The organism is Actinoallomurus oryzae (assembly GCF_039541955.1).
Taxonomy (GTDB): domain Bacteria; phylum Actinomycetota; class Actinomycetes; order Streptosporangiales; family Streptosporangiaceae; genus Actinoallomurus; species Actinoallomurus oryzae.
Genome location: NZ_BAABHF010000038.1, coordinates 52241 through 76204 on the forward strand (window position 1 = coordinate 52241; position 23964 = coordinate 76204).

Genomic DNA, 23964 nt, shown 5'->3' on the forward strand with positions numbered 1-23964 from the left:
ACCGACGCTACCTAATTGTTATCTCCACGTAACCGTCGAACAAGGGGGCGGTCACCGCCACGCATCACCCCCCTGACCTGGGATAAGCCAAAGGTTGCGTGGCCTGTTTGGGATCCAGCGCCGGCCCTTCCGGGATCAAGTGCAGAAGATTTCCTGGAACCGGTGCGACCTTCTTGACGTCCAAGCCGAGTTTGGCCGCGATATCGGTCGACGGAACCGCGAACCGCAATCCTTGATCCGTCAGGACCGAGTACGTGCTGATCGACTTGACCTGGCCGGGCGCGGGCACCAGGCCGAGGAGCGCCCCGTCTCCCGGCGGGAGTACGACCTGGTCCACCACGCCCTTGGCGGCGCCGGTTCCCGGTGCGGTCGAGGAGGGCCCGGACGGGGTCGGGACGGTGCCGCCGACCGCCACGCGCGCGGCCTGGCCGCCCGACTCCAGATCGGAGTAGACGACGCACAGGGGCGTGGTCTCGTCGTAGGAGATCATGCTGGGCATCACGTCGGGCAGGCCGTCCGCGGAGACCTTGTCGGCCGAGCTCTGCATGGCGTTCGCGGTCGCCGGCGCGATCGGGACGGGCTTGACCGGACGTCCCTTGTAGGCGCTCCTGCTCGCCGGATCGTTCTGCAGGAGCACGCCCTCGGTCTGCTTGATGGGGGCGAGCCCGTCGCTCATCAGGACGTACCAGCGGTCCTGGCCGCCGACTGCGCGCGCCACGTAGATCGTCCCGACCGCCGCCTTCCCCCCGTCGGGGCCGGTGACCTCCGTACCGCGGTTCGGGACGGGCGGTGGTGCGAAGTCCGGACCCGACGGCACGGCGTTCAGCCAGGTCGCCGACACCTCCGGAGGAGGGTTGGGGCCGCTGAGCGCGCGCACCTCCTCGGCGGGCAGTTTCATCCGCTGGTTGCGCCACACCACCCACGAGGCGCCCGCGCCATGGACGATGACGGCCTGCCGGTCGGTGAGCGACTGCCCGCCGACGCCCTTGCCGACCACGAGGGAGGAGTACGAGACGGTGCCACCCGTGGCGTTCTCCGTGCTGTGCCCGCAGACCGACCAGGGGCCGGTCACCTGGTGGTCCTTGGTGGGGAGGGAGTCGGGCGCGCCGAGGATGCCGACCGGTTGCGCGCGGTCGTACTTGGCGAGTGACCCCTGCGAGACCAGCTTGCGCTTCACGTTGTCGGTGTTGAGGATCAGCCGGGCCGACGCGTAGTTGGCCACCGGGTACATCTTCTTGTCCTGCTGGCTGTAGATGTACTTGGTGCCGGTCTCCTTCTCGATGATGAGCGTGCCCGGCTCCTCCAGGCCGGTGGCGCCACCGGGCGACAACAGCCCCCAGACCCCGAATCCGGCGACGACGAGAACACCGATCATCAGCCCCGCGAAGGTCGACACGGTCATCCGGCGAGTGGGCGGTTCCGCAAGGTCGGGCTCGCCGGCGAGAAGCGCCATGCCCACGCGTTGCATCATCAGGCGATGCGCCTGATACAGGTCACGACGGCTCTGCACCGGCACCTCCCGATATTTCAAACATTGCGGAACCCCCGGTCCAGCACCGTAATCTAATAGGCGACCCAGGAGTAATGGAACGTGTCGGTCCGGCTCGATGGAGGACGGATGAGCGAGCGGCAGAACGCCATCGCGGCTCTGCTCAATGGAACTTCGACCACAAGCCCCACGACGGACACCACGCAGGGGACGGTCAGCTACGACGTCGCGGCCGGAAAGCACGCGACTCACCAGCAGCTCGGCATCGACTCGTCACCGGACGCGCTCATCACCGTCGACGGCCACAAGGTCGCGGCCGGCGATACCGGCCTCAGCATCGACATCGCGCCGGACGGCTCCACCCACGTCGTGCACGGCCCCCAGGATTCGACGCAGCCGGCCGCACAGCCGACCACCGGCCAGCACGCGCAGACACCCACGACCACGCCGTACGGGCAAACGCCGCTCTATGGGCAGGGCCAGGACGGCACGCAGGCCGCCAACGCCACGTACCCGAACGGCACCCAGTACGCGGACGGCACGCAGTCTTCCGGCGACGGCTCGACACTGAACGGGCAGTGGAACCAGACCGGGATGGCCCAGGACGGCACGCAGTCCTCCGGCGACGGCTCGACACTGAACGGGCAGTGGAACCAGACCGGGATGGCCCAGGACGGCACGCAGTCCTCCGACGGCACCGTCCAGCCGGTGAGCACCGGCAGCGACGGGTCCCCGCTGTCGAACGGGCAGTACGCCCCGACCGGTACCACCCAGGATCCGTCACAGGACCACGCTCAGGTCGAGCACCTGAAGGGCATCGGCGACCACGCCGCCCAGGTCGACCTCGCGCTGCACGGGCCGAACGCCACGACTCAGGCGCCGATCATCCACGAGCGCGCCGACGGCACCCAGGACATCACGATCCCCAAGGGCCCGGACAACCCGCACGCCATCACCGTGCACGTCGACCCGAACAAGGATGGCAGCTTCGACCTGACCATCCCCAAGAGCCACGGCAACCCGCACGAAATCAAGATCCACGTCGATCCGGACAAGCACGTCGATCTGAACATCACCCGCGACAAGGACGGGCACATCAAGATCGACGCTCACGACCATCCCAAGGACCAGCAGGACGACTGGCCGGGTCTCCAGGGACCCGCGGGCCAGAACCCCGGATACGGCAACGGCTCGGACCAGCCGGGCGCGGGACAGCAGCCCGGCACCGGAGGCTCGGACGGCGGCGTCCCGCAGACACCGCAGAGCCCGGGCATCCCCACCCCGCAGACCCCAGGCACCGGCACACCCGGCGCCGGCACACCCAACACCGGCGGTGGTGTCCCGAGCCCCAGCCAGCCCCAGCCGAAGACACCGAAGACACCGAAGACACCGGACACGCCGAAGACACCGGACAAGCCGGATATGAAGAACCTGCAAGAGACCGGCTTCTCCACCATCAGCCGGGACTCCGTCACCAATCTTGGGAAAGACATCGCGGACGGCCCTGTTTCAGTCATGGATCAGGCGCAAAAAGATGCCGCAGGAGCGAACATCGGGTATCCCGGCTTCGGTATCGCGGGCAACGCGCTCGGGCTGGGCTCGGCTCACGTCGAAGTACGCGACACCGGCGCGACGCAGTTCGCCAACGGTTACAAATCCATTTCGAACTGGGTGCCGAACTTCAACGCGACGGTGACCAAGTCGCAGAGCGCGGAGAACGCCTCTCAGGCCGCGGTCAACGGTGTTACGAAGAAGTAGGCTCTAGAAGGAAGACATCGGCATGGGATTCGACGACTTCATCGACTCGGCGCCTAGTGTTCTCGGAGCAGGGCTCACCACTGCGGCCTGCTTCGCCATACCCGCCGCGATTCCGCTCGCGATGATGCAGGGCACGGCCATCTCGGACCCGGCGCAGATCTGGCACACCGGAGACCGGCACACGGCCCTGGCAGGCAAGGCGGAGGACGCCAAGCACCAGCTGACCCAAGCGGTGGAAAAGCACGCTAAAGACGACAAATGGGACGGAAATGATGCACAGGCCTTCAAGCAAAGCAACCTCACCCCGTACCAGACCGCGCTAGACCAGACCTCGGAGCTGCACAAGGGGATCGGCGGCTCGCTGGGCACTCTGGCCAAGGTCTATATGGGGGCCGGTCTGCTTTCCGCGACGATCGGCGGCATCATGGCGGCCTGTGCGGTGGCGGTCGCCGGCGTTTCCTGGATCCCTGGCGTGAACGCGGCGGCCGAGGGCGCGGCGACGGCGACGGCGGAGACCTCGAGCGGAGTATTCCGCACCGTCCTGAATGGGCTCGTGACAGTGATCGGTACGGTGGGCCGCCTGCTGACGAAGATCAAAGGTCTGCTCATGCTCGCCGGTTTGGGCTTCGGCGGCGGCCTCGTGGGCAAGACGATGCTCACGGGCACCACGCAGGCGAACACCAGTATCTGGCCTGGGGATCCCCAGCCCACCGCGGCCCACGGCAAGTGAATCACAGGGGCCTCAGAGTCCGAGTTGCTTGGCGATGCGCTCGAGATCGGCCATCGCGTCGTCCAGCGTACGGTCGAACACCGCCGCAGCCGCCTGGAGCCTCTCCTGGACGGCCTCTTGGTCCTGCATGAGCGCCATCGGGTTCGCGTCCTTGCCGTAGGTCTCGTCCATGAGGTCGTTGAGCTGGTTCCGCACATCCGCGTTGGCCTCGTGGATGAGTTCTTTGAGGGTCTCGGCGAACTTGTCCGCCGGCATGCGCATGGCGCGAGGGTCGATGTGGATGTCGGTCACGCCGTCGGCGATCGTACAGGTCACCCTGATCCTGCGGTCCTTGGTCTCCGCCACGCCTCTCAGCTCGGCGGAGCGCTCCTGCATTTCCTGGACCTTCGCCGAATGTTCTTCCGATATACGGATGAGGCGTTGGATATCAAGGTTGCCCAGGTCCCCGAATTCGCTCATGCTTGACCCCCTTCATCACGAAGTATGCAGGAACACGATGATCCGCACCACCGAGTGACCGGGCATGCGCGCCGCGGATCAACCGCTGAGTCCGCGCACCTTCGAATAGACGTCCAGCACGGCGAGCGCCAGTGGCACGAGCGCGATGATGGCGAACATGTCGACGATGTCCCCCGCTCGGCCCCAGAACGGGCTGAGGCGGTGGCCGGGCAGCCACATCGCCATCGTCAGGGTGATGGCGGCGATCGCCAGCATCCCCGGCAGCACCAGCGCGAGGGTCTCCACGGGCGATGCCCGCAGCGAGAGCGCGACGTCGAGCAGCCCGAGCCCGCCGAGACCGGCGACGAGCATCCAGCTTCGCTGCGACCGCCCGCGGAAGATGCGGGCCCGCAGGAGCAGCGAGAACGACAGCACGGCGGCCATGGTCGGCCCGAACCGGCCCGGATCGAAGACCAGGAACACCAGCGCGACGACGGCCACCAGCGCGATACCGGCGACCAGCCCGGTGGCGAACCGGTCGGCGACGCTCGCCCGGCGCAGGAGCTTCTTGCCGTCGACGACCGTCGCCTCGCTGCGCAGCTCCTCGGCGCTGGTGGGGATCGGCGGCAGCGGCACCCTGGCCAGGCGGAACGACAACGTCGGGATGAGGGCGCTCAGCGCCATGACGACCACCACCGCGCACGCGGCCACGCCCGCCGGATCGACACCGCTGACCAGCAGGGCGACGGCCGTCGCGGCCGTACCCACCACGCCGGCGAACCCGACGCCGACGAACCACGGCAGGCCGTCGGCCACGCCGAAGCCCGCGAGGACCGCGATCACGGTGGTCGCGGCGAACGCCGCCAGCAGGTGCGGGCCGCCCAGGTCCGAGAGAGGCAGGTGCGTACGCGCGGGTGCGAGGAGGCCGGCCAGGAATCCGTACGGAAGCGCCGCGCAGCCGAGAGCGGCGCCGCCGACGGAGTCGCCGACCGCCCGCGACAGCGTCACGCCCATCGTCAGCAGCACGAACGCGACGAGCGCCGACGCCACGGCCGCGGCGTGCCACTGCGGCCCCGCCCGGAGGATCGGGATGACGCCGAGGATGAGAGCCACGGTGCCGGCGAACAGCCCGAAGCGGCGTGTCGTCTCGGGGCGCCAGCGGTCGGAGCGGTCGTTCTTGCCCGTCGCGACCACGTCGGCCACGTCGTCGTAGACGAGTTCGGGAATCAGCGTCATGCGCGGACGGAAATACAGCACCTCGCCATCGCGGACGTCGAGCTGGGCCAGGCTGAGCCCGTTCTCAAAAGGTGGGCCGTCGAGCCGCTGCAGCACCCAGCCCGAATGGGCGAGACCCGCGTCGGCCAGGTCACGTCCTGCGGCGCGGAGCAGTGTCGGCAGCATCTGGACCAGCGGAACCTCGGCCGGCAGCGACAGGTCGATCCGCCGATCCGGTGCGACGATCGTGATCCGACACAAGTCGGCTCCGGCTTTCGGGCTCACGGACTCCCCCATCGGCGAATTCGTACGGAACATGGTGAACCGGCTTTATAGGATGGCGCCTACTCACGCTTAATGCCAGCGGCCCGTGGAGGTACTCGGTTGAGCACGGTGATCATCACCAGGCAAGAACGCCGGCCTCCGCCGGAGATGCCCCGCGGTGAGATCCTTCTCGAGTCGCCGCCCGAAATCCCGGAGACGCAGTCCGCGGGTTTCCAGGCGATGTTGACCTACATCCCGATGCTCGCGGGCGGCGGGGCGATGGCCTTCATGCTCGTGGCGCCCGGTTCGAGCCCGACCATGTTCCTGTCCTCGGGCATGATGTCGTTGTCGATGATGGGGATGATGCTCGGACAGATCTCCCGCGGCACCGGCGACCGCAAGCAGCGCCTCAACGGCGCCCGGCGCGACTACTTCCGCTACCTGTCCCAGGTCCGCCAGAAGGTCCGCCGGGCCAGCGCGCAGCAGCGGGAGGCCCTGGAGTGGAACAGCCCCGACCCCGGGTCCCTGTGGTCGCTGGTGATGAGCGCCCGGCTCTGGGAACGCCGGGCGAGTGACGCCGACTTCGGCCACATCCGCATCGGCAGCGGCCCGCAGCGGCTCGCGATCCAGCTGATCCCACCGGAGACCAAACCGGTCGAGGATCTCGAACCGATGACCGCCGGCGCGCTCCGGCGGTTCGTACGCGCGCACTCCACCGTGCCGAACCTGCCCATCGCGGTGTCGCTGTCGTCGTTCGCGCGCATCCTGCCCGTGGGCGAGCCCCGCGCCATACGCGAGCTGGTGTACGCCCTGGTGGCGCAGGCCGCGGCCTTCCACTCCCCCGACGACCTGCGCATCTCGGTGTGCGCGTCGGCCGACCGGATGCCGATGTGGGACTGGATGAAGTGGCTCCCGCACACCATGCACCCAGAAGACACCGACGCCGCCGGCCCGGTGCGGCTGATGACCAAGTCGATGTCCGAGCTGGAGCAGATGCTCGGGGCCGAGCTGAAGGACCGCCCCCGGTTCACGCCCGGCCTGTCGGCCGACGACATGCCGTACCACATCGTCATCGTGGACGGCGGGTCCGTCAGCGTGGACAGCCAGATCAGCGCGGACGGCATCGACGGCGTCACGGTCATCGACCTGACCGGTGTGATCACGCCGACCCCCGAGTCGACCATGCTCCGGCTCGACGTGGGCCCCGACCGGCTGAGCATCGTCAAGCGCGACCGTACCGGCAAGGACGTCTTCCAGCGCCTCGGCAAGCCGGACGCGCTCGACTTCGTGGCCGCGGACGGCTTCGCACGGCAGCTGTGCCCGCTGCGCACCAGCGGTGCGAGCGAGCCCGAGCAGAGCGCGCTGCACGCGAACCGCACCCTGACCTCGCTGCTCGGCATCAACGACCCGACTCGTCTCGACACTCGCGTCCTGTGGCGCCCGCGTCCGCCGCGCAACCGGCTCCGCGTCCCGATCGGCGTCTCCGCCGACGGCCGGCCGGTCGAGATGGACATCAAGGAGTCGGCCCAGGGCGGCATGGGCCCGCACGGTCTGGTCATCGGGGCCACCGGTTCGGGTAAGTCCGAGCTGCTGCGCACCCTGGTCCTCGGTCTCGCGGTGACGCACTCGTCCGAGGTGCTCAACTTCGTCCTCGTCGACTTCAAGGGTGGCGCGACCTTCCTCGGCCTCGACGGTCTCCAGCACGTCGCGGCGGTCATCACCAACCTGGAGGACGAGCTGCCGCTGGTCGACCGCATGTACGACGCGCTGCACGGCGAGATGGTGCGGCGGCAGGAGTTCCTGCGGGCGGCCGGCAACTACGCCTCGCTGCGCGACTACGAGGCGGCGCGCGAGCGCGGCGCCCAGATCCCGCCGATGCCCACGCTGTTCGTGGTGCTGGACGAGTTCTCCGAGCTGCTGTCGGCCAAACCGGAGTTCGCCGAGCTCTTCGTGATGATCGGCCGCCTCGGACGATCACTCGGCGTGCACCTGCTGCTCGCGTCGCAACGCCTGGAGGAGGGCAAGCTCCGCGGTCTCGACACCCACCTGTCGTACCGCATCGGCCTGCGCACCTTCTCAGCGATGGAGAGCCGCGTCGTCCTCGGTGTGCCCGACGCGTACGAGCTGCCCTCACAGCCCGGCAACGGCTACCTGAAGTTCGACACGACCGGCATGACGCGGTTCAAGGCGGCGTACGTCTCCGGCACCTACAAGCCGGAGGAGGGCGTGGAGGAGGCCGGCGGTCCGCGCGTCGTCCCGCAGATCGTGCCCTTCATGCCCGACTACCTGGCGCCGCACGTGATCGCGGACCCGGAGCCGGACCGCACCCATGACGTGAACGAGTCGAGCGTCGAGGACAGCCTCTTCGACATCGTGGTCCGGCAACTCGCCGGCCAGGGCCCGCCCGCGCACGAGATCTGGCTGCCGCCGCTCGACGACCCCTCGACGCTCGACCAGCTGATCCCCGGGCTCAGGGCCACGCCGGAGCAGGGCTTCACCTCGCCCGGCTGGGAGGGCCGGGGGCGGCTCTGCGCCCCGGTCGGCATCGTCGACCGTCCCTTCGACCAGCGGCGCGACCCGATGTGGGTGGACCTGAGCGGCGCCGCCGGGCACGTCGCGGTCGTCGGCGGCCCGCAGAGCGGCAAGTCGACGATAGTGCGGAGCCTGATCGGCGCGCTCTCTCTCCTGCACACGCCGCAGGAGGTGCAGTTCTACTGCCTCGACTTCGGTGGCGGCACGCTCTCGTCGCTCTCGGGGCTGCCGCACGTCGGCGGCGTCGCGTCCCGCCTCGACGGAGACCGCGTCCGGCGTACGGTCGCGGAGATAACGACCCTGCTCACCCAGCGGGAGCGGGAGTTCACCGAGCGGGGCATCGACTCGATCACGACCTACCGCCGGCTGCGCGCCGAGGGCAAGGTGCCCGGCGACGGGTTCGGCGACGTCTTCCTGGTCGTCGACAACTGGCTGCTGCTGCGCCAGGAGTTCGACATGCTCGAGGCCGGCATCACCGACCTCGCCGCTCGCGGCCTGGGCTTCGGCATCCACGTGGTGGCCGCGAGCAACAAGTGGTCGGAGTTCCGGATGAACATCCGGGACCTGTTCGGCACGCGCGTGGAGCTGCGGCTCGGTGACCCGTACGAATCGGAGATCAACCGCAAGCTCGCCGACAACGTGCCGCACAACTCGCCCGGACGCGGACTCACTCCCGACGGACTGCACTTCCTGGGTGCGCTGCCGCGCGTCGACGGCCGCCAGGTCGCGGACGACCTTTCGGACGGGGTCCGGGCACTCGTGGACCAGGTCGCGGCCGCGTGGACCGGCCCGGCCGCGCCTCCCGTGCGTCTGCTGCCCGCCAGGCTCGAACTCGCGACACTGCCGACCGCTGCGGCGTCCGGCAAACGGATCGCGATCGGCATCGACGAGGACACCCTGTCGCCCGTCCTGCTGGACTTCGAGAACGACGCGCACTTCGTCATCGTCGGCGACACCGAGTCCGGCAAGTCCAACCTGCTGCGCCTCATCGCGGAGGGCATCATCGCGCGCAACACGCCGGACGAGGCACGGCTGATCTTCCTCGACTACCGGCGTTCGCTGCTCGACACCGCCGACACCGAGCATCGGATCGGGTACGCCGCGGCGAGCACGTCCGCGGTCTCGCTGCTCAAGGACGTGCACGGCGCGCTGGTCACCCGGCTGCCGACCTCGGACCTGACGCCGGAGCAGTTGCGCAACCGGTCGTGGTGGCAGGGCTCGGACCTCTACCTCATCATCGACGACTACGACCTCGTGGCCACGTCGAGCAATCCCCTGGCACCGATCGTCGACCTCCTGCCGCAGGCCCGCGACATCGGCCTGCACGTGGTGCTGGCCCGCGCGATGGGCGGCGCGGGACGCGCGATGTTCGACCCGGTGATCCAGCGCATCAAGGACATGGCCAACCCCGCTCTGATCCTGTCCGGCTCGAAGGACGAGGGCGCTCTGTTCGGCAACGTACGGCCGAGCCCGCTGCCGCCGGGCCGGGGCTACTTCGTCGAACGGCGCAGCGGCACGCGCCTCATCCAGACCGCGTACCTGGGCGGCGAAGAGACCGGCTGACCCACCCGAACCCGTCACGTCCGGACGTGCGCGCCATTACGTCGTCGGTACGGCCGGGTGCGGCCGTCCGTACCGACGTGCGCTTCCGTACGGGGCGTGCGCTGTCGCGTATGGCGGGGTGCGGCTGTCACGTCCGCTGGTACGGCCGGGTGCGGGCGTCCGTACCGACGCGGGCCGCCGCGTACGGGCGGACGCAGGCCGTCGCGTGTGGGCGGACCGGTGGCGGGCGTCTCCGCCGCGGGTTCAGGTGTCGGTGCCGTCCGAGCCGGTGGGGCGGCGGCCGGGCTGCCAGCCACGACGGCGGCCCATCGGAACGAACACGCCCGCGGCCACCACCACGGCGGCACCACCCAGCGCGGCGCCCGCCACCACCAACGCGACCGAGCGCGTCTGCCGGTCCGGCGGCTCGCGGTAGGCCACGCGGATCGCATGCCCGCTGCCCGGCTCCGTGGCGCCGGGCGGAGCGCCGGCCGAGCCGGGCTCCTCACCCGGCAGCAGCGCCGTGACCGCCTGCCTCGGGTTGATCATGCCGGCGCCGGAACCGGCGCCGGCCGAGCCGTCGGCCGTGGCCTCGAGCCTGGCCTTGACCTGCTTGTAATTGAGCTTGGGGTGGTAGGCGCGGACCAGAGCCGCCGTGCCGGAGACGAACGCCGCGGCGAAGCTGCTGCCCTCCTCGTTCGGCGCATAACCGCCGGGCCAGAGGGTGGCCACGGCCTGGCCCGGGGCGCTCACGCTGACCTTCGTCGTGGTGTTGGAGGAGCCGGCCACGGTGCCGTCGGGGGCAAGCGAGCCGACACCGATGACACCCGGGTATTCGGCGGGATAGGCGGGGCCCACCGTGCCCCTGTTCTGGTCGCTGACGTTCCCCGCCGCGGCGACGACGACCGCGTCGCGCGACTGCGCGTACTTGACCGCCGACTTCAGATCGGGGGTGTCCGGCGCTTGCACCGAGACGTTGATGACCTTGGCCTTCAGCGCCACGGCCTCCCGGATCGCCTTGGCGAGGTTGGGATCGGAACCCTCGATGTGCTCCTGATTGGTGAACTTCACCGAGACCAGGTGCACGTCCGGCGCGACGCCGACGACCGGCATGTTCTGCGACCGCCGGTCCTGGGCGGCGATGATGCCGGCGACCGCGGTGCCGTGCCCGACGCAGTCGGTGGTCCTCGTATGCGTGACGTCCACCGAGGTCACATGCCCGGCGAGCTGCGGCTGGGTCACGTCGACGCCGCTGTCGACGACCGCGACGGTGACGCCCTTCCCCTTGGTCAGGTTCCAGACCTGGGTGAAGTCCAGGCGTTGCTGCGCCCACGGCTGTGTGGTCAGCGCCGCGACCGCCTGCGGCGGATTGCACTCGATGGGCTGCGAGGGCGCGGTCGTGGGCGTGGACGGCGGCTTGCTCGAACGCTTGGCAGAGGGTGTGGTACTGGGCGTCGGCTTGAGGGCCACGGCGGGAGGTGCGCTGGTGAACGCCACGAGGCCCAGGGCTCCCGCGACGGCGAGACCGCCCAGCTTCACTGCCCTCACGGATCCCCCTTCAGCCGGTCCGAGTCCGGTATCCGCCGGTGGCGCAGTGCCAGGCACGACACACCGGCAAAGGTGGCACAAAAGGTGATGTTACTGCGAATGGTCGCGCGAAATACGGCGCGAATTCGACGCGCGATGGCCTCGCCCGGCCCGGTCCGTACGAGCGGCTCACCCGGACCGGACGAGCGCCTGGTGCCTGCGCTGCAAAAACGTGCGTTCGGACGCGTTGCCGGTGCGGGCGATCGCGGCTTCGTACGACGACGCCGCCTCGGCGCGCCGGCCGAGGCGGCGGAGCAGGTCGGCGCGGATGGCGTGGAAGAGGTAGTAGCCGTCGAGGTCGAGGGCGTCGACGAGGGTGAGCGCCGCCTGCGGTCCGTCGACCTCGGCCACCACGACGGCACGGTTGAGAGCCACGACCGGGCTCGGGGCCAGCGACAGGAGGTGGTCGTACAGCCGCAGGATCTGCGGCCAGTCGGTGGTGGCCGCGGTCGGCGCGTCGCTGTGGACGGCGTTGATCGCCGCCTGGATCTGGTACGGGCCGGGCCGGTCGCGCTGAAGACATCGCCGGACGAGGGCCTGGCCTTCGGCGATGAGGTTCCGGTCCCACAGGCCGCGGTCCTGGTCGGCCAGGAGCACCAGCTCGCCGTCCGCGGTGGTGCGGGCGGCCCGGCGCGACTGGGTGAGCAGCATGAGCGCGAGCAGCCCCATGACCTCCGGTTCGTCGGGCATGAGCTCGGCGAGAAGCCGTCCGAGGCGTACGGCCTCCGCGCAGAGGTCCGCCCGGACGAGCCGCTCGCCCGAACTCGCCGTGTACCCCTCGTTGAAGACCAGGTAGATGACGGCCAGAACGGCCCGCAGGCGGTCGGGCAGGTCGGCGTCGACGGGGACACGGTAGGGGATCCCCGCGTCGCGGATCTTGCCCTTCGCGCGGGCCAGCCGCTGGGCCATGGTCGGCTCGGACACCAGGAAGGCGCGTGCGATCTCCGCGGTGGTGAGCCCGCCCAGCAGCCGCAAGGTCAGCGCGACGCGCGCCGCCGGGGCGAGCGCGGGATGACAGCAGGTGAAGATCAGACGCAGCCGGTCGTCGCGCACCGGGCCCTCCTCGGACGGTTCGCCGGGGCTGTGCAGCAGCGCCGCCTGGGCGTGCCGGTCCGCACGGGACGCCTCCCGGCGGAACCGGTCGATCGCCCGGTTGCGTGCGGTGGTGACGATCCAGCCCGCCGGGCTCGGCGGCACGCCGCCGGCCGGCCACCGGCGTACGGCCTCGGTGAAGGCGTCCTGGACCGCCTCCTCCGCGGCGCCGATGTCACCGAAGGCGCCGGTCAGCACGGCCACCGCGCGCCCGTACTCCTCGCGGAAGACCCGCTCGATCACCGCCGTGGCCACCCGTGGCGCGTCAGCCACACGATCCGTCCTGCAGCGGCGTGACCTCGATGGGAAGGGTGGTCGCCCCGGCCAGCTTGCGGCCCCACTCCAGGGCGGCGTCCAGGTCGGGCGCCTGGATGACCGTGAACCCGCCGAGGTGCTCCTTGCCCTCGATGTACGGGCCGTCGGTCGTGAGCGTCTCATCGCCCTTCCGCCGCACCACGGTGGCCGTGCTCGCAGGATGCAGGCCCGCGCTGAACACCCAGGCGCCGGCCGCCTTGAGCTCGGCCTTCACGGCCTCCACCTCCCGCATGATCGGCTCCAGGAACTCGGGCGGCGGAGGGGCGTCCGTGTCGGGCTGGTAGATGGCGAGCAGGTAGTGCTTCACGATGATCCTCCCTGTGTCACCGCCGGCGCCGTGCCGGCATCTCACCCTCCGTACGAACGGCTCGGCCCCGATTCGACACCTCGGCACGAGATTTGAACGCTCCGGCGCATGGTCGGGCTGTTGAGAAACCGCCGACAAGGCCATTTCTCCCGTACGGCGCGGAGCCTCAGAGACGAAGAGCCGCTGAGGGCTCCGCGCATCTGTCTTATGCTCGATACTCCCTGGTCGCCTGAAATACTGCGAGAGGGAACCGTCCAGACGAGATCAACGTCCCACCTGTTCAAGCCGGCAAAGAACACGTGACCACCGGAGGTGGTGGATGAGCGCAGAACCTGACGCCCCCCTCGGCATTCTCGGTGACGACTACACGCGGCGCATCGAACAGTTGAAGGAGATGCGACGCGAACTCGCCGAGGTCGGTGCCACGGCGAAGCGACCCGACGGGCTCGTCACGGTGGTGGTCGGATCGCAAGGTCAGGTCAAGGACATCCGGCTCGACCCCCGCGTCTACCGGAAGCTCGACAGCGGCGAACTCGCCGCCGCCATCATGGAGATGATCTCCCAGGCCACCGCCGAGGTCTCCAAGCAGATGCAAACGATCATGACTCCCTTCGTTCCGGCCGGCACCTCGGACGAAGGCATCGACCTCTCCGGCTTCCTTCCGAAGACGGAGGACGCCGAGGACACGGAGCCCCGGAATGGATGACCGGACACGCGCGTCGCTGCACCAGATCTCGGACAACTATCACGAGAGACTGGCCGAGCTGCGGAAGATGCAGCAGGATGTCCAGAATGTGACTGCCACGGCCCGCACCCGCGACGGTTCGGTGTCGGTCGAGGTGGGCGCTCAGGGACAGCTGCGGGACATCCGTCTCGGCCCCCGCGCCTATGAGCGCATGAATCCGCAGCGTCTCGCACGGACGATCATGGAGTTGGCCGGAGAAGCGACGCAGGAGGCGTCCGGGCGGGCCCGGCAGATCACCGCCGCCTTCCTCCCGGAGGAGCTGGCTGCGCGGCTTCGTGACGGGGAGGAGGACCTCGGCGCGTTCCTGCCGGACGCGCCCAGTTTCAAAGACGACCTGCCGGGCTGAGCATCGCCGCGGAAAGGACTGAGGTGACCGCCGACGGGTACACGGCCGTCCCCGCCACGTGGACGTCCTCCGGTGAGGGAATGATCGGTGCGTCGAACAAGCTGGCCACCGCCGTTGACACGCTGTGCGGCGAACTGGGCGAGGCGGGCGAGTGCTGGGGTAACGACGACATCGGACGGTCGTTCTTCAACGGCGACGACAAGACCCCGGGCTTCGGCAAGGCGCGCGACACGCTGCTGGCCGAACTCGCGGACATGGTCAACCTCGTCCGGGCCACCGGCGGGCTGCTGAAAATCTCCGGTCACACCTACTCGGTGGCCGAGAAGGCCAGCACGATCGGTTCGGCGCTGCCCTCCGGCGCCGACAAGGGAGCACTCGCGGCCGTCGACCCCTACAGCCTGCCCAAGGTCGCCCAAGGGCTGGCGAAGTCCGACCCGCCACCCGGCGGGTTCGAATTCGTCATCTCGCTGCTGCGCACGCTCGTCTTCGGATGCGACTGGCCCGACGGCAGCCTGGAACAGCTGGCATCGATGCGCGACGCCTTCCACAAGGCGGCCGGAACGATCGACACGGTGGCCGACGAGGTTTCAGGCCACACCGAGACCATCACGGCGAACAACGAGGGCGAGACGACTCAGCAGTTCGCCTCGTTCGCCGCGGCTCTCCAGGGCGGAGGCGATGAAGGCGGCCTGCGCTGGCTGGCGGCGGCCTGCAAGTCGCTGGGTGACTCGACCGATTTTCTGATCAAGCAGAAGAACGCCGCACGGCTGCAGTTCGGTCTGTCCATCGCCTTCCTGGCCGCGGTCTGGGCGATCGCGCTGGCGGTCTCGTGGCTGACCGGCGGCGGATCGGTCGGCGCCGCCACCGCCACCACCGAGGCGGAGGGAAGCGCCCTCAGACTCTTCCTGCAAAGAATCGCCCAATCGGTGGTCGGCCGATCACTGATCGTGCGAGGGGCCGCGATGGGTGCGGTTTACAGCGGCGGACTGGACGCCGTCGGACAGTACGCCCGCATCCACGAAGGCGTACAGGACGGCTTCAGCCTCACCGAACTCGCCAAAGCCGGCGGTGAGGGCGCACTGGCCGGCGGCGTGATGGGCGGAGCCGGCGCCTGGGTCGCACGCGAGGGCAACGGCTTCACCACCGCACTGTCATCGTTCATGAACCACGGTGGCTTCAAAGCCGGCGCGGCCAAGGTGGCCTTCAACGGCGTGGCCGGCACCGCCGGCAACCTCGCCTCCCAAGGCGTCTTCGACCAGCACTTCGATCTCAAGCAGGCCGCCGAATTCGGGTTCGGAATGGCCGGCATCGAAGGCGCCAAAGGCGCCGGCCGATACGCCGCCAACCGTTTCGGCCCCAGCCGCAACTCCACGGCCGGAGCCGACCCGGCGCTCCCCGCAACGACACGCACCGGCAACGGCGGCGAGACGACACCGGCCGGCCGCTCCGGGAACGACGACGGCGGCGGACCGCCACCACCACCCTCCAGCGGCTCCAGAACGACCACCCACCCCGGAAACGACGACGGCGGCGGACCGCCACCGCCCGGCGGTTCCGATGCGCCACCCGCCGGGAACGACACACGACTCGCCGGAAACGACACCCCACACTCCCCCGCCCCGACAACCGACCACGGCGTTCCCCACGCACCCGACTCGGCGGCCGGACGACCCACACCGTCACCCCGGTCCGAGACCGAGGCCACGCCCGTCATGATGAACACCCCCGGCGACCGCCCGGCCGGCCCACCCACCCCAGAGACCGGCCGCCCCAACATCGCCGACATCCTCTCGGGCAAAACCTCACCCACCACGCCCCGACCGGAGACCGGCGGACGAACCCCCGCCACAGAACACCCCACGCCCACAACAGGACGCGCACCGGACCGCCCCACCGGCCCCGCACCGGAACGACCCACACCGCCCGGACCTGTACCGGAACGGCCCACACCGCGCGGATCTGAGAACACCCCCATCACCGGCCATGCGCCTGAAGGCACGCCTGCTCAAGGGGAGAACGCCCGGCCAGGCGAGGAAGGCGCGCACCCGGTCCGGGACGGCGTCGACCCGCAGGTGGACAAGCCCGCCGGGGACGATGGCCGCATCGGCACCGTCATCGACAGACCGAACAACCACAGCGCGACCGCGCAACCTCCCCGCGATGTCGTCGTCGCGGGCGTGCCTCACGACCAAAGCGGCCGCGCGGCACCCGACTCCCCAGCCGACGGACCGTCCGTCACCCCCGATCCGCCCAGGGCGGACACGAACGCCGTCAGCGGCGAACGGGCAGAGCCCGCTGTGACGGCGCCCATACGCCGTGTCGATCAGGCCGCGCCCGGATCACCGAAGACGAGCACCGCGGTCCCCGAAGCAGCCCGTCCGGCTCATCCCCGTGAACTCCTTGCCAAGCAAATCGCGCATCTGGAGCAGGAGCGCGTCCGCCTGGCGATGGCGAATGAGGGCGAACGCCCCTCTCCGGCCGTGCTACACCACCACGACCCAGATCCTAGGATCGCCGCGCTGGACGACGCGATCATGAGGAAACAGGCGGAGTTGAACGCTCTTGGCCCCCCGGCCGAGATGGTGTTCACCGCCGGAGGTGGCGAAGCCCTACGCGTCGGCCCCGGCGATGAGGTGATGCTGGGCCGGAGCCACGAATCGCCGCTGAGTAAAGCCCGACCGGATGAGTACGTTTCCCGTAGACACGCCGTACTCGAGGTCGACCGAGCCGGCAGGGCATGGATTCGCGACCTCGGTTCCACGAATGGTACTTATGTCAACGGTGAGCGCATTGAGCCGCACACGAAGGTGCCATTGGAGCCTGGCGACCGTGTCCGGCTCGGCCAAAACTATGAACTGAGCGCCGCGGAGCACCCGCCGAGGCAGGCCGAAGCAGAAGGTCACCCGCCGGGCGCGAAGGAAGAAGCGGTCTCTCCCCCTCCAGAGCAGACACCCGCCCCGCGGGATCCGGCCGGCGCCGGCCCGGCCCAGCCGGAGGCCGCGCGGCCGACTGACCACGCATGGGTCGAGGCCGGCGATTCATCCGGCAATCTTCGGATCCCCCGGGGAGGAGAGATCCTCATCGGTCGTAGCACGTCATCACCGATGAGAGCCATGCTGGCCGATCTCTCCGATGTCTCCCGGCGACACGCGACCTATGGTCTCGACCATGACGGAACGCCTTGGATACGCGACGAGGGCTCGACGAACGGGACACGAGTGAACGGGGTCGAGATCCTCCCCGGTGAGAAGGTCAGGCTCAAGGCGGGGGACGTCGTCGACTTCGGAGCCGACAACAAGCTGCGGATGAAAATCCCGGCCGCCGTGCGAAACACACCGGTGGTACCTCCTCATGCCCCTGAGGCCCACGCCCCGGCTCCCGCCGAGAGGGCCGCCACGCCCGAGAGGCCCGACGCACCCGCTTCTCCCCCGGTCGAGCATCCCAAGCCTGCGGCGCCTCCCCATGCCCCTGAAGCCCACGCCCCGGCTCCCGCCGAGAGAGCCGCCACGCCCGAGATACGCGACGCGCTCGCCCCCCTCCTGGCCGAACACCCCGAACTGACCGCGGCTCCGCACACGGTCGGCGAGCTCAAGGACATGCTGGACGGGCTGCACAGAGACCTGCCGTTCAAACACATAGCCGCGTTGCGAGAGCTGTCCTACCTCGAGCACGGAATGGAGCCTCCCGCTATATCACGGGAGCGCCTCGACACCTTCTTGGACGAGGTTTGGAACAATCGCGACCATCTTCGTGACGGTCCCATGGAAATATATCGCCTTTATGCATCGGCGACCGAGCCGAATCCCATCACTCGATCACCCGAGTCCTACGCGAATTCCCTAGTCGCGCTGGCCGACAGCAGACCCCCCGGGGCAGAGGCGATCATTCAGCGGTCCTGGATGGATCTCAGAACCCTCCGCGACAATGGGCATCTGACACTTCAGATGATGAACAACGGCGGCTTTTTTCACTTCCGGCGCATGGGTGCCGACGTTAATCTTGTCACCGAACGCGTGTACATCAACGCCCGCGCGGATCACGCACCCGAACTGATGTCGGCAATGGTGCGAGAGGTGGTGGATTCCCCAGCCGAGTTTCCAGGAGTCTACGCCGCAAAGATCAGCAGTCATCGATCGGTCGGAAATAGACCTGATAATATCGTGCTTTACGCCAATGACGACGCGGCCGCGAAAAAGGTGATCGATTGGCTCGCCCAATACCGCGAAAGAAACCCCGATGCTTTCATGTGGTCGACTCCTGCCATGACGGAGCAGGTCATGGAAGGCGTCAGCAGAGGCGCTGAACCACAAGTTCGTGGCGAAAGTTTCGGTACCGTGCGCGCCAAGACGATCTATAATGCTCTATTCGGCAAGAACATGGAGGGTGCCAGTCGCGCCGATCTGCTGCAGGCTGCACTGGAGCGGTTCGCGAAATTCGGTATCGACCCTGAGGCACCCCACCAGAACCTTCCCCGGAGTACACCTTGAGCATCGATGAGACTCTCACGTCCGCACGCACATTCATTACTCGATATCTCTCTGGAGAAGTGAACGAAGACTCCCATCCAGAAATATTCGACGACGACATTCTGATGTTCGCAGTCGGTACGCTCGACGAGCGAGACCCGGAATGGATACTCCGGCAACTCGCCGATCAGCGCTGGCCTGTCGAACGGCGCGTCGAGATCTTCGGCCCCATGAGGATCCATTACGCCGAGGGCTATAAGATCCTCCAGGAAGAGGCGCCGGACCGGCTGTACGGTTTTCGGGATCCCGAAACTTCGGATTAGCTCTGAGGGACCTGGCTGCGCGGCTGCCCCGCCGCGGAAAGGACTGAGGTGACCGCCGACGGGTACACGGCCGTCCCCGCCACGTCGACCTCCTCCGGCGAGGGAATGATCGGTGCGTCGAACACTCAAGATGCCGAGCGGTTGCGGTACCTGCTGGCCGGGCACGTCGACAACCCGTCCCTGGTGGATGCAGGATCTGAGGCAATGATCACATGACCGAGCGAAGCGAGGGAATCGAAGACGCGCCCCTGTGGTCGCCCTCCCCGACGCAGGAGGATTCATGACCGAGCGGACCAACAGGAACGGCGCGCTTGGTCCCTTTCCCGGCGGAGAGGGGCCCATCAACGTCTACTACGACCAGCCGGTGGCGCCGCGCCCGCCCGCCGAGGCGAAGCCGCGCCGGCGGCTGCGGGTGACCCTGATCATCATCGGGGTCCTTGTGGTGCTCACCGCGGTGACGGCCGCGGCCGGGGGGTTGCGGGCGCAGCCGAAAGGGCCGGTCCAGAGCGTCGCGGGGCGCACCGTGAACCAGGGGCTGTTCGACATCCAGATCCTCGACGCGCGCTCCGGGCGGATGAAGCTGAGCTCCTTCGACCCGGTGGCCAACCTGCTCATCGTGCGGATGCGGGTCACCGACCTGGGCGACAAGTCGTACGGCGTCGGCTCGTTCGTCGAGGGCGTCACCGCCGAACCCAAGCCCGGCAAGTATGCCGAGCCCGACCTCATGGACACCCAGGGCGACATCAACGGGCAGGTCACCAGCGAGATCCATCCGCGGCTGCCCGTCGTCGTGCAGGTCGTCTGGAAGCTGGGCAACGCCACCGCGCCGCGTACGCTGACCGTGGCACTGCGCCTGTGGGAGTACGGCCAGAGCTTCACCACCGACGAGTTCTACTGGAGCGTCACCAAGCAGTCCCCCATCAAGGCCGAGGTGAAGGTGCCGGTACGCCTGGGAGCGACGTCATGAGCGCGGCGCGGAAGGCCGTCGCGGCCGTGCTGACGGCCGGCCTGGCGGCGCTGACGATGTGGCTCTACACCGTCAAACCGCACATCGAGGACCGCCTCCAGGACCCCCTGGTGAGCAAGGGACGCATCGGCGCGGCCGTCGACACCCCGGACTTCAGCGTGAAGGTCGCCAAGGTCGACGTGGCGAGCGCGATCAGCAAGCCGTCGTTCCTGGGCACCAAGGGCAAGGTGATGAAGAGCCTTGGCCTCTTCGTGATCGTGCAGGCCCAGATCAAGAGCAACAAGAAGCCGTTCACGCCCGGCCACGTGCGGCTGGTCACGCGCGGCGGGGTGGCGTACGACGAGACCGGGCGGGCGGACCTTCCGGACATCAGCAGCGGGTTCCAGCCGATGCTGTGGGCGCCGGCGACGTACATCTTCGAGATCCCCAAGGACCGGCTCGCCGGCGCGCGCATCGTGGTCGGGGCCGCCGACCTCTACAACAACCTGAGCGGTGAGACATCGATCGACCTGGGCATCGACGGTGACCGGGCCGCGCGACTCGCCGCCCATCCCACCCCCGATTACGCGCTGAAGACGTCATGACCGAGCGATGCGAGGAAATCGAAGGCACGCGCCTGGGGCCACCTCCTCCGACGAAGGAGGGCTCATGAGCGAACGCAGTGAGCGAATCAACAACGCAGCGTTCATGGTCACCCCTCCGACGAAGGAGGCCTCATGAGCGAACGCAGTGAGCGAATCAACAACGCAGCGTTCATGGTCACCCCTCCGACGAAGGAGGCCTCATGAGTTACGACCCGATGGAGTGGACGATACGGGACCCGCTCGAAGAGACGGTCCCGGATCCGGTCGAGCGGCGCCGTCGGCTGAGCAACGGCACGCGGCGGGCGATCGAGGTGGCGGGGGTGATCCTGCTCGTCCCCGGGTTCCTCACGGTCCAGTGGATCGACACCGACCACCAGTCGCGGGGGTACCAGACGAGGGAGCGCGTGACCGTCGTACGCCGCGGCGGCACCGGCACGCTCGGGCGGGTGCGGCTGCGGCTGCTCGGCCGTGACACGACCGGGTCGGCCAAGAGCACCGGTGCGCCGGCCGGGTCCGTGCACCTCAAGCTCATCGTGGACGCGCAGCCTCTCGACGCCCAGGGCGTCAAGCAACTGTCGGCCATCGCCTACACGGTCCGCGACCGCGCGGGGCACGTGTGGGCGGCCGGCGGGGAGACCGATCCCGACCGCGAGCCGACGGCCGGCACCGTGTCGCAGGTGTCGGTCGGCGCGACCGTGCCCGCGAACCTGGTCAGTTCGGTTGTACTCGAGGCCCGGCCGGGCGGACTGCAGACGCGGAAGCCGTCGGAACCGACGCCGGTGTTGCGCTTCGCCCACTGACCCGGGTGACGACCATGTCGAACGCCGCGGCCATCAGGCAGACACGCAGGATCTGGTGGAGGAGCTCGGCGAAGAAGTAGATGACCTGGAGCGTCGTCATCCAGTAGCCGATGGGGTGCGGCCCGAGCAGGTAATAGACGCCGCGCTGGAGCAGGAGCGCACCATCGTCCAGCCCGGCGAACAGGACGCAGAACACCATGAACGGCAGCAGGCCCGAGCGGAAGACCATCCGGAATCCGTAGACGGTCGGGAGCCACTTGTCGCGCCACTCGCGCGTGATGACCTCCCACGGCGTGCGCGGCCGGTCCATGCCGCTGGCCGAGGCGAGGCCGCGACCGACCCTGCCACGGCCGAGCTGGGTCTCCTCGTCGGCGTCCACGCCGAGCACGACGCCGGCGATGACCAGCCAGACGAGACCGCCGAGCACCGCCTCCTTGAACGAGGGCCACAGCGCGTCGAACCAGCCGAACGCCGGTCCGGTGATCTCTCCGAGCCAGTGCCAGAAGACGCGGCCCGTGATCCAGTCCGTCAGGCCGTTGCGGGCCTTGTTGACGCTGAAGATCCCGAACAGCGTCCAGTTCACCTCGAACAGCGCGATCGTGATGCCGCCGAAGCGCGGCCATCGCGGCTCGACGAACCGCTCGGCGATGAACTTCAGCACCAGGAAGGCCGCGGTCAGCCCGATCGCTACCCAGACGTGGTGATCGAGGGCGACGGTCAGCTTCATCGCCTGGATCTGGCCGAAGACGCCGCCCTGCGCGTTGCCCCGGCCCGCCGCCGACTGCTCGAAGTCCTGGGCGTCCTGGGCGTACCAGCTCCAGGCCAGATAGAAGATCATGAACGGCAGCATGGCGCGCGTGACCGCGTCGAGGATCGTCTCCTCCTCCGCCGCCGTCCAGGAGGTGAGGGACTCGTCGAGCTCGCGCTTCTTGACCCCGGGCAGGCCGTCCTTGACGCTGTGCAGCATCGCCACGGTGACCCCGAGCGTGACCATGACGATCAGGCTGATGACGAAGATCGGCACGGACGCGTGATGCATCCCGAAGTGGTAGCCCCCGAGGAACAGCAGATAGCGCAGGACCTGGCCGATCGTGAACCAGAGCGCCAGCGGCACCGCGAAGCGCCCGGCCAGCCGAAGCGTGGTCCAGGGCAAGGTCACGGGGGACGAGCGCAGCACAGTACGCGATCGTAGCGGGTACTCCCTGGTCACCCGAGTCACGATTTCACGTGATTCGAAGTAAAAGATCCCGCCGTCCGGACGGACGGCGGGATCTCGTCGTGCTGTCGGCGCCTAGATGGCGACCTTGACGTTGGCGACCTCACCGGTCTGCGCCGTGACCGCCGAGTCGATGCTGACCCCGCCCGGCGCGAGCACGCGCACGGTCCAGTCACCGGGCGCGGCGAAGAACCGGAACACGCCCTCGTCGCTGGTCACGACCTCGCCGGTGAACTCGCCGGTCGCGTCGAGCAGCCGTGCGTACGCGCCGGAGACGGCGTCGCCTCCGCGTACGACGGTGCCCTGGATGACCGCCTCGTTCGTCAGATCCACCGTGGCGGGCAGGCTCGCCGTCTGAGCCGGTGCCCCGCAGCCGTCCGTCATTTCGCCTCCCCCAGCTCGATCGGTACACCGACGAGCGATCCGTACTCGGTCCAGGATCCGTCGTAGTTCTTCACGTCCGGCAGGCCCAGCAGCTCGTGCAGGGCGAACCAGGTGTGGGACGACCGCTCGCCGATGCGGCAGTAGGCGATCGTCGGCTTGGACAGGTCGACGCCGGCCTCCTCGTACAGCGCGCGCAGCTCGTCGTCGGAGCGGAACGTGCCGTCGTCGTTGGCCGCCTTCGACCAGGGAATGTTGCGGGCCGTCGGAATGTGGCCGCCGCGCTGCGCCTGCTCCTGCGGCAGGTGGGCCGGAGCGAGCAGCTTGCCGGTGAACTCGTCCGGCGAGCGGACGTCGACGAGGTTCTTGTCGCCGATCGCGTCGACGACCTCGTCGCGGAGCGCGCGGATCGCGGCGTCCTGCTCCTTGGCGGTGTAGTCGGTCTTCGGCCGGGACGGCGTGTCCTGGACGAGGTCGCGGGAGTCCAGCTCCCACTTCTTGCGGCCGCCGTCGAGGAGCTTGACGTTCTGGTGGCCGTAGAGGCGGAAGTACCAGTACGCGTACGCGGCGAACCAGTTGTTGTTCCCGCCGTAGAGGACGACCAGGTCGTCGTTGGCGATGCCCTTCTCCGAGAGAAGGTTCTCAAAACCGGTCTTGTCCACGAAGTCGCGGCGTACCGGGTCCTGCAGTTCGGTCTTCCAGTCGATACGGACGGCGCCACGGATGTGACCCTTGTCGTACGCGCTGGTGTCCTCGTCGACTTCGACGAGGACGATCCCGGGGTCATCGAGGTGCGCCTGCACCCAGTCGGCGTCGACCAGGACGTCGGAGCGGCTCATGCTGTTGTCCTCCTAGTTGGAGTGGCAT

20 protein-coding genes are annotated in these 23964 nt (G+C 68.8%); 11 read left to right on the forward strand and 9 right to left on the reverse strand.

Annotated elements, in window-relative coordinates; translation table 11 throughout:
- Window positions 1-64 precede the first annotated feature (64 nt).
- Window positions 65-1732, reverse strand: a complete 1668-nt coding sequence (gene eccB, locus ABEA10_RS30220; RefSeq protein WP_345469669.1) for a type VII secretion protein EccB — start codon at window positions 1730-1732, stop codon at window positions 65-67.
- On the opposite strand from eccB, the gene ABEA10_RS30225 reads away from it, so the two are divergent.
- Together ABEA10_RS30225 and ABEA10_RS30230 are read left to right on the forward strand one after the other, a co-directional pair.
- On the forward strand, window positions 1619-3247 hold the full coding sequence (locus ABEA10_RS30225; RefSeq protein WP_345469671.1) for a hypothetical protein: 1629 nt from the start codon (window positions 1619-1621) through the stop codon (window positions 3245-3247). The two genes, eccB and ABEA10_RS30225, sit on opposite strands and share 114 nt — an antisense overlap.
- 22 nt (window positions 3248-3269) lie before the next feature.
- Window positions 3270-3977 carry a hypothetical protein gene (locus ABEA10_RS30230; RefSeq protein ID WP_345469672.1) on the forward strand — a complete coding sequence of 236 codons (708 nt, stop codon included), beginning with the start codon at window positions 3270-3272 and terminating at the stop codon, window positions 3975-3977.
- 12 nt (window positions 3978-3989) lie between these two features.
- On the opposite strand, the gene ABEA10_RS30235 is transcribed toward ABEA10_RS30230, so the two are convergent.
- The gene (locus ABEA10_RS30235; protein WP_345469674.1) at window positions 3990-4436 is read right to left on the reverse strand and encodes a YbaB/EbfC family nucleoid-associated protein; all 447 of its coding nucleotides are present in this window, start codon (window positions 4434-4436) and stop codon (window positions 3990-3992) included.
- 78 nt (window positions 4437-4514) lie between these two features.
- The gene (gene eccD, locus ABEA10_RS30240) at window positions 4515-5891 is read right to left on the reverse strand and encodes a type VII secretion integral membrane protein EccD (RefSeq protein ID WP_345469676.1); all 1377 of its coding nucleotides are present in this window, start codon (window positions 5889-5891) and stop codon (window positions 4515-4517) included.
- Between the two features lie 132 nt (window positions 5892-6023).
- Between eccD and eccCa the strand changes: the two genes are divergently transcribed.
- Window positions 6024-9989, forward strand: a complete 3966-nt coding sequence (gene eccCa / locus ABEA10_RS30245) for a type VII secretion protein EccCa (RefSeq protein ID WP_345469993.1) — start codon at window positions 6024-6026, stop codon at window positions 9987-9989.
- Between the two features lie 243 nt (window positions 9990-10232).
- Here the strand turns inward: eccCa and ABEA10_RS30250 are convergent, their stop codons facing one another.
- The 3 genes from ABEA10_RS30250 to ABEA10_RS30260 form a co-directional block, all read right to left on the reverse strand.
- On the reverse strand, window positions 10233-11516 hold the full coding sequence (locus ABEA10_RS30250; RefSeq protein ID WP_345469678.1) for a S8 family serine peptidase: 1284 nt from the start codon (window positions 11514-11516) through the stop codon (window positions 10233-10235).
- 168 nt (window positions 11517-11684) lie between these two features.
- The gene (locus ABEA10_RS30255) at window positions 11685-12920 is read right to left on the reverse strand and encodes an RNA polymerase sigma factor (protein ID WP_345469680.1); all 1236 of its coding nucleotides are present in this window, start codon (window positions 12918-12920) and stop codon (window positions 11685-11687) included.
- Window positions 12913-13269 carry a YciI family protein gene (locus tag ABEA10_RS30260; protein WP_345469682.1) on the reverse strand — a complete coding sequence of 119 codons (357 nt, stop codon included), beginning with the start codon at window positions 13267-13269 and terminating at the stop codon, window positions 12913-12915. The genes ABEA10_RS30255 and ABEA10_RS30260 overlap by 8 nt, the downstream gene beginning before the upstream one ends.
- 319 nt (window positions 13270-13588) lie before the next feature.
- Between ABEA10_RS30260 and ABEA10_RS30265 the strand changes: the two genes are divergently transcribed.
- The 8 genes from ABEA10_RS30265 (at window position 13589) to ABEA10_RS30300 (ending at window position 21500) form a co-directional block, all read left to right on the forward strand.
- Entirely contained in the window at window positions 13589-13975 is a 387-nt protein-coding gene (locus ABEA10_RS30265; RefSeq protein ID WP_345469684.1) for a YbaB/EbfC family nucleoid-associated protein, read from the forward strand.
- Window positions 13968-14360 carry a YbaB/EbfC family nucleoid-associated protein gene (locus ABEA10_RS30270; RefSeq protein ID WP_345469686.1) on the forward strand — a complete coding sequence of 131 codons (393 nt, stop codon included), beginning with the start codon at window positions 13968-13970 and terminating at the stop codon, window positions 14358-14360. Before ABEA10_RS30265 ends, ABEA10_RS30270 begins: the two co-directional genes overlap by 8 nt.
- 23 nt (window positions 14361-14383) lie before the next feature.
- Window positions 14384-18847, forward strand: coding sequence for an FHA domain-containing protein (locus ABEA10_RS30275; RefSeq protein ID WP_345469688.1), 4464 nt, complete (start codon window positions 14384-14386; stop codon window positions 18845-18847).
- Window positions 18844-19149: a hypothetical protein gene (locus ABEA10_RS30280; RefSeq protein WP_345469690.1), complete on the forward strand. Its 306-nt coding sequence runs from the start codon at window positions 18844-18846 to the stop codon at window positions 19147-19149. Before ABEA10_RS30275 ends, ABEA10_RS30280 begins: the two co-directional genes overlap by 4 nt.
- 48 nt (window positions 19150-19197) lie before the next feature.
- Window positions 19198-19365, forward strand: a complete 168-nt coding sequence (locus ABEA10_RS30285) for a hypothetical protein (RefSeq protein ID WP_345469692.1) — start codon at window positions 19198-19200, stop codon at window positions 19363-19365.
- A gap of 64 nt (window positions 19366-19429) precedes the next feature.
- Complete coding sequence (locus ABEA10_RS30290) at window positions 19430-20116, forward strand: hypothetical protein (protein ID WP_345469694.1); 687 nt, start codon at window positions 19430-19432, stop codon at window positions 20114-20116.
- Complete coding sequence (locus ABEA10_RS30295; protein ID WP_345469696.1) at window positions 20113-20700, forward strand: hypothetical protein; 588 nt, start codon at window positions 20113-20115, stop codon at window positions 20698-20700. The genes ABEA10_RS30290 and ABEA10_RS30295 overlap by 4 nt, the downstream gene beginning before the upstream one ends.
- A 200-nt stretch (window positions 20701-20900) precedes the next feature.
- On the forward strand, window positions 20901-21500 hold the full coding sequence (locus ABEA10_RS30300) for a hypothetical protein (protein ID WP_345469698.1): 600 nt from the start codon (window positions 20901-20903) through the stop codon (window positions 21498-21500).
- On the opposite strand, the gene ABEA10_RS30305 is transcribed toward ABEA10_RS30300, so the two are convergent.
- From ABEA10_RS30305 to ABEA10_RS30315, 3 genes are all read right to left on the reverse strand, one after another.
- Window positions 21412-22677 carry a hypothetical protein gene (locus ABEA10_RS30305; protein ID WP_345469700.1) on the reverse strand — a complete coding sequence of 422 codons (1266 nt, stop codon included), beginning with the start codon at window positions 22675-22677 and terminating at the stop codon, window positions 21412-21414. The genes ABEA10_RS30300 and ABEA10_RS30305 overlap by 89 nt on opposite strands.
- A gap of 114 nt (window positions 22678-22791) precedes the next feature.
- Window positions 22792-23100: a DUF1416 domain-containing protein gene (locus tag ABEA10_RS30310; protein WP_329244048.1), complete on the reverse strand. Its 309-nt coding sequence runs from the start codon at window positions 23098-23100 to the stop codon at window positions 22792-22794.
- A complete protein-coding gene (locus tag ABEA10_RS30315) occupies window positions 23097-23936 on the reverse strand; it encodes a sulfurtransferase (RefSeq protein WP_329244051.1) in 840 nt (279 codons plus the stop codon). Before ABEA10_RS30315 ends, ABEA10_RS30310 begins: the two co-directional genes overlap by 4 nt.
- Between the last annotated feature and the right edge of the window lie 28 nt (window positions 23937-23964).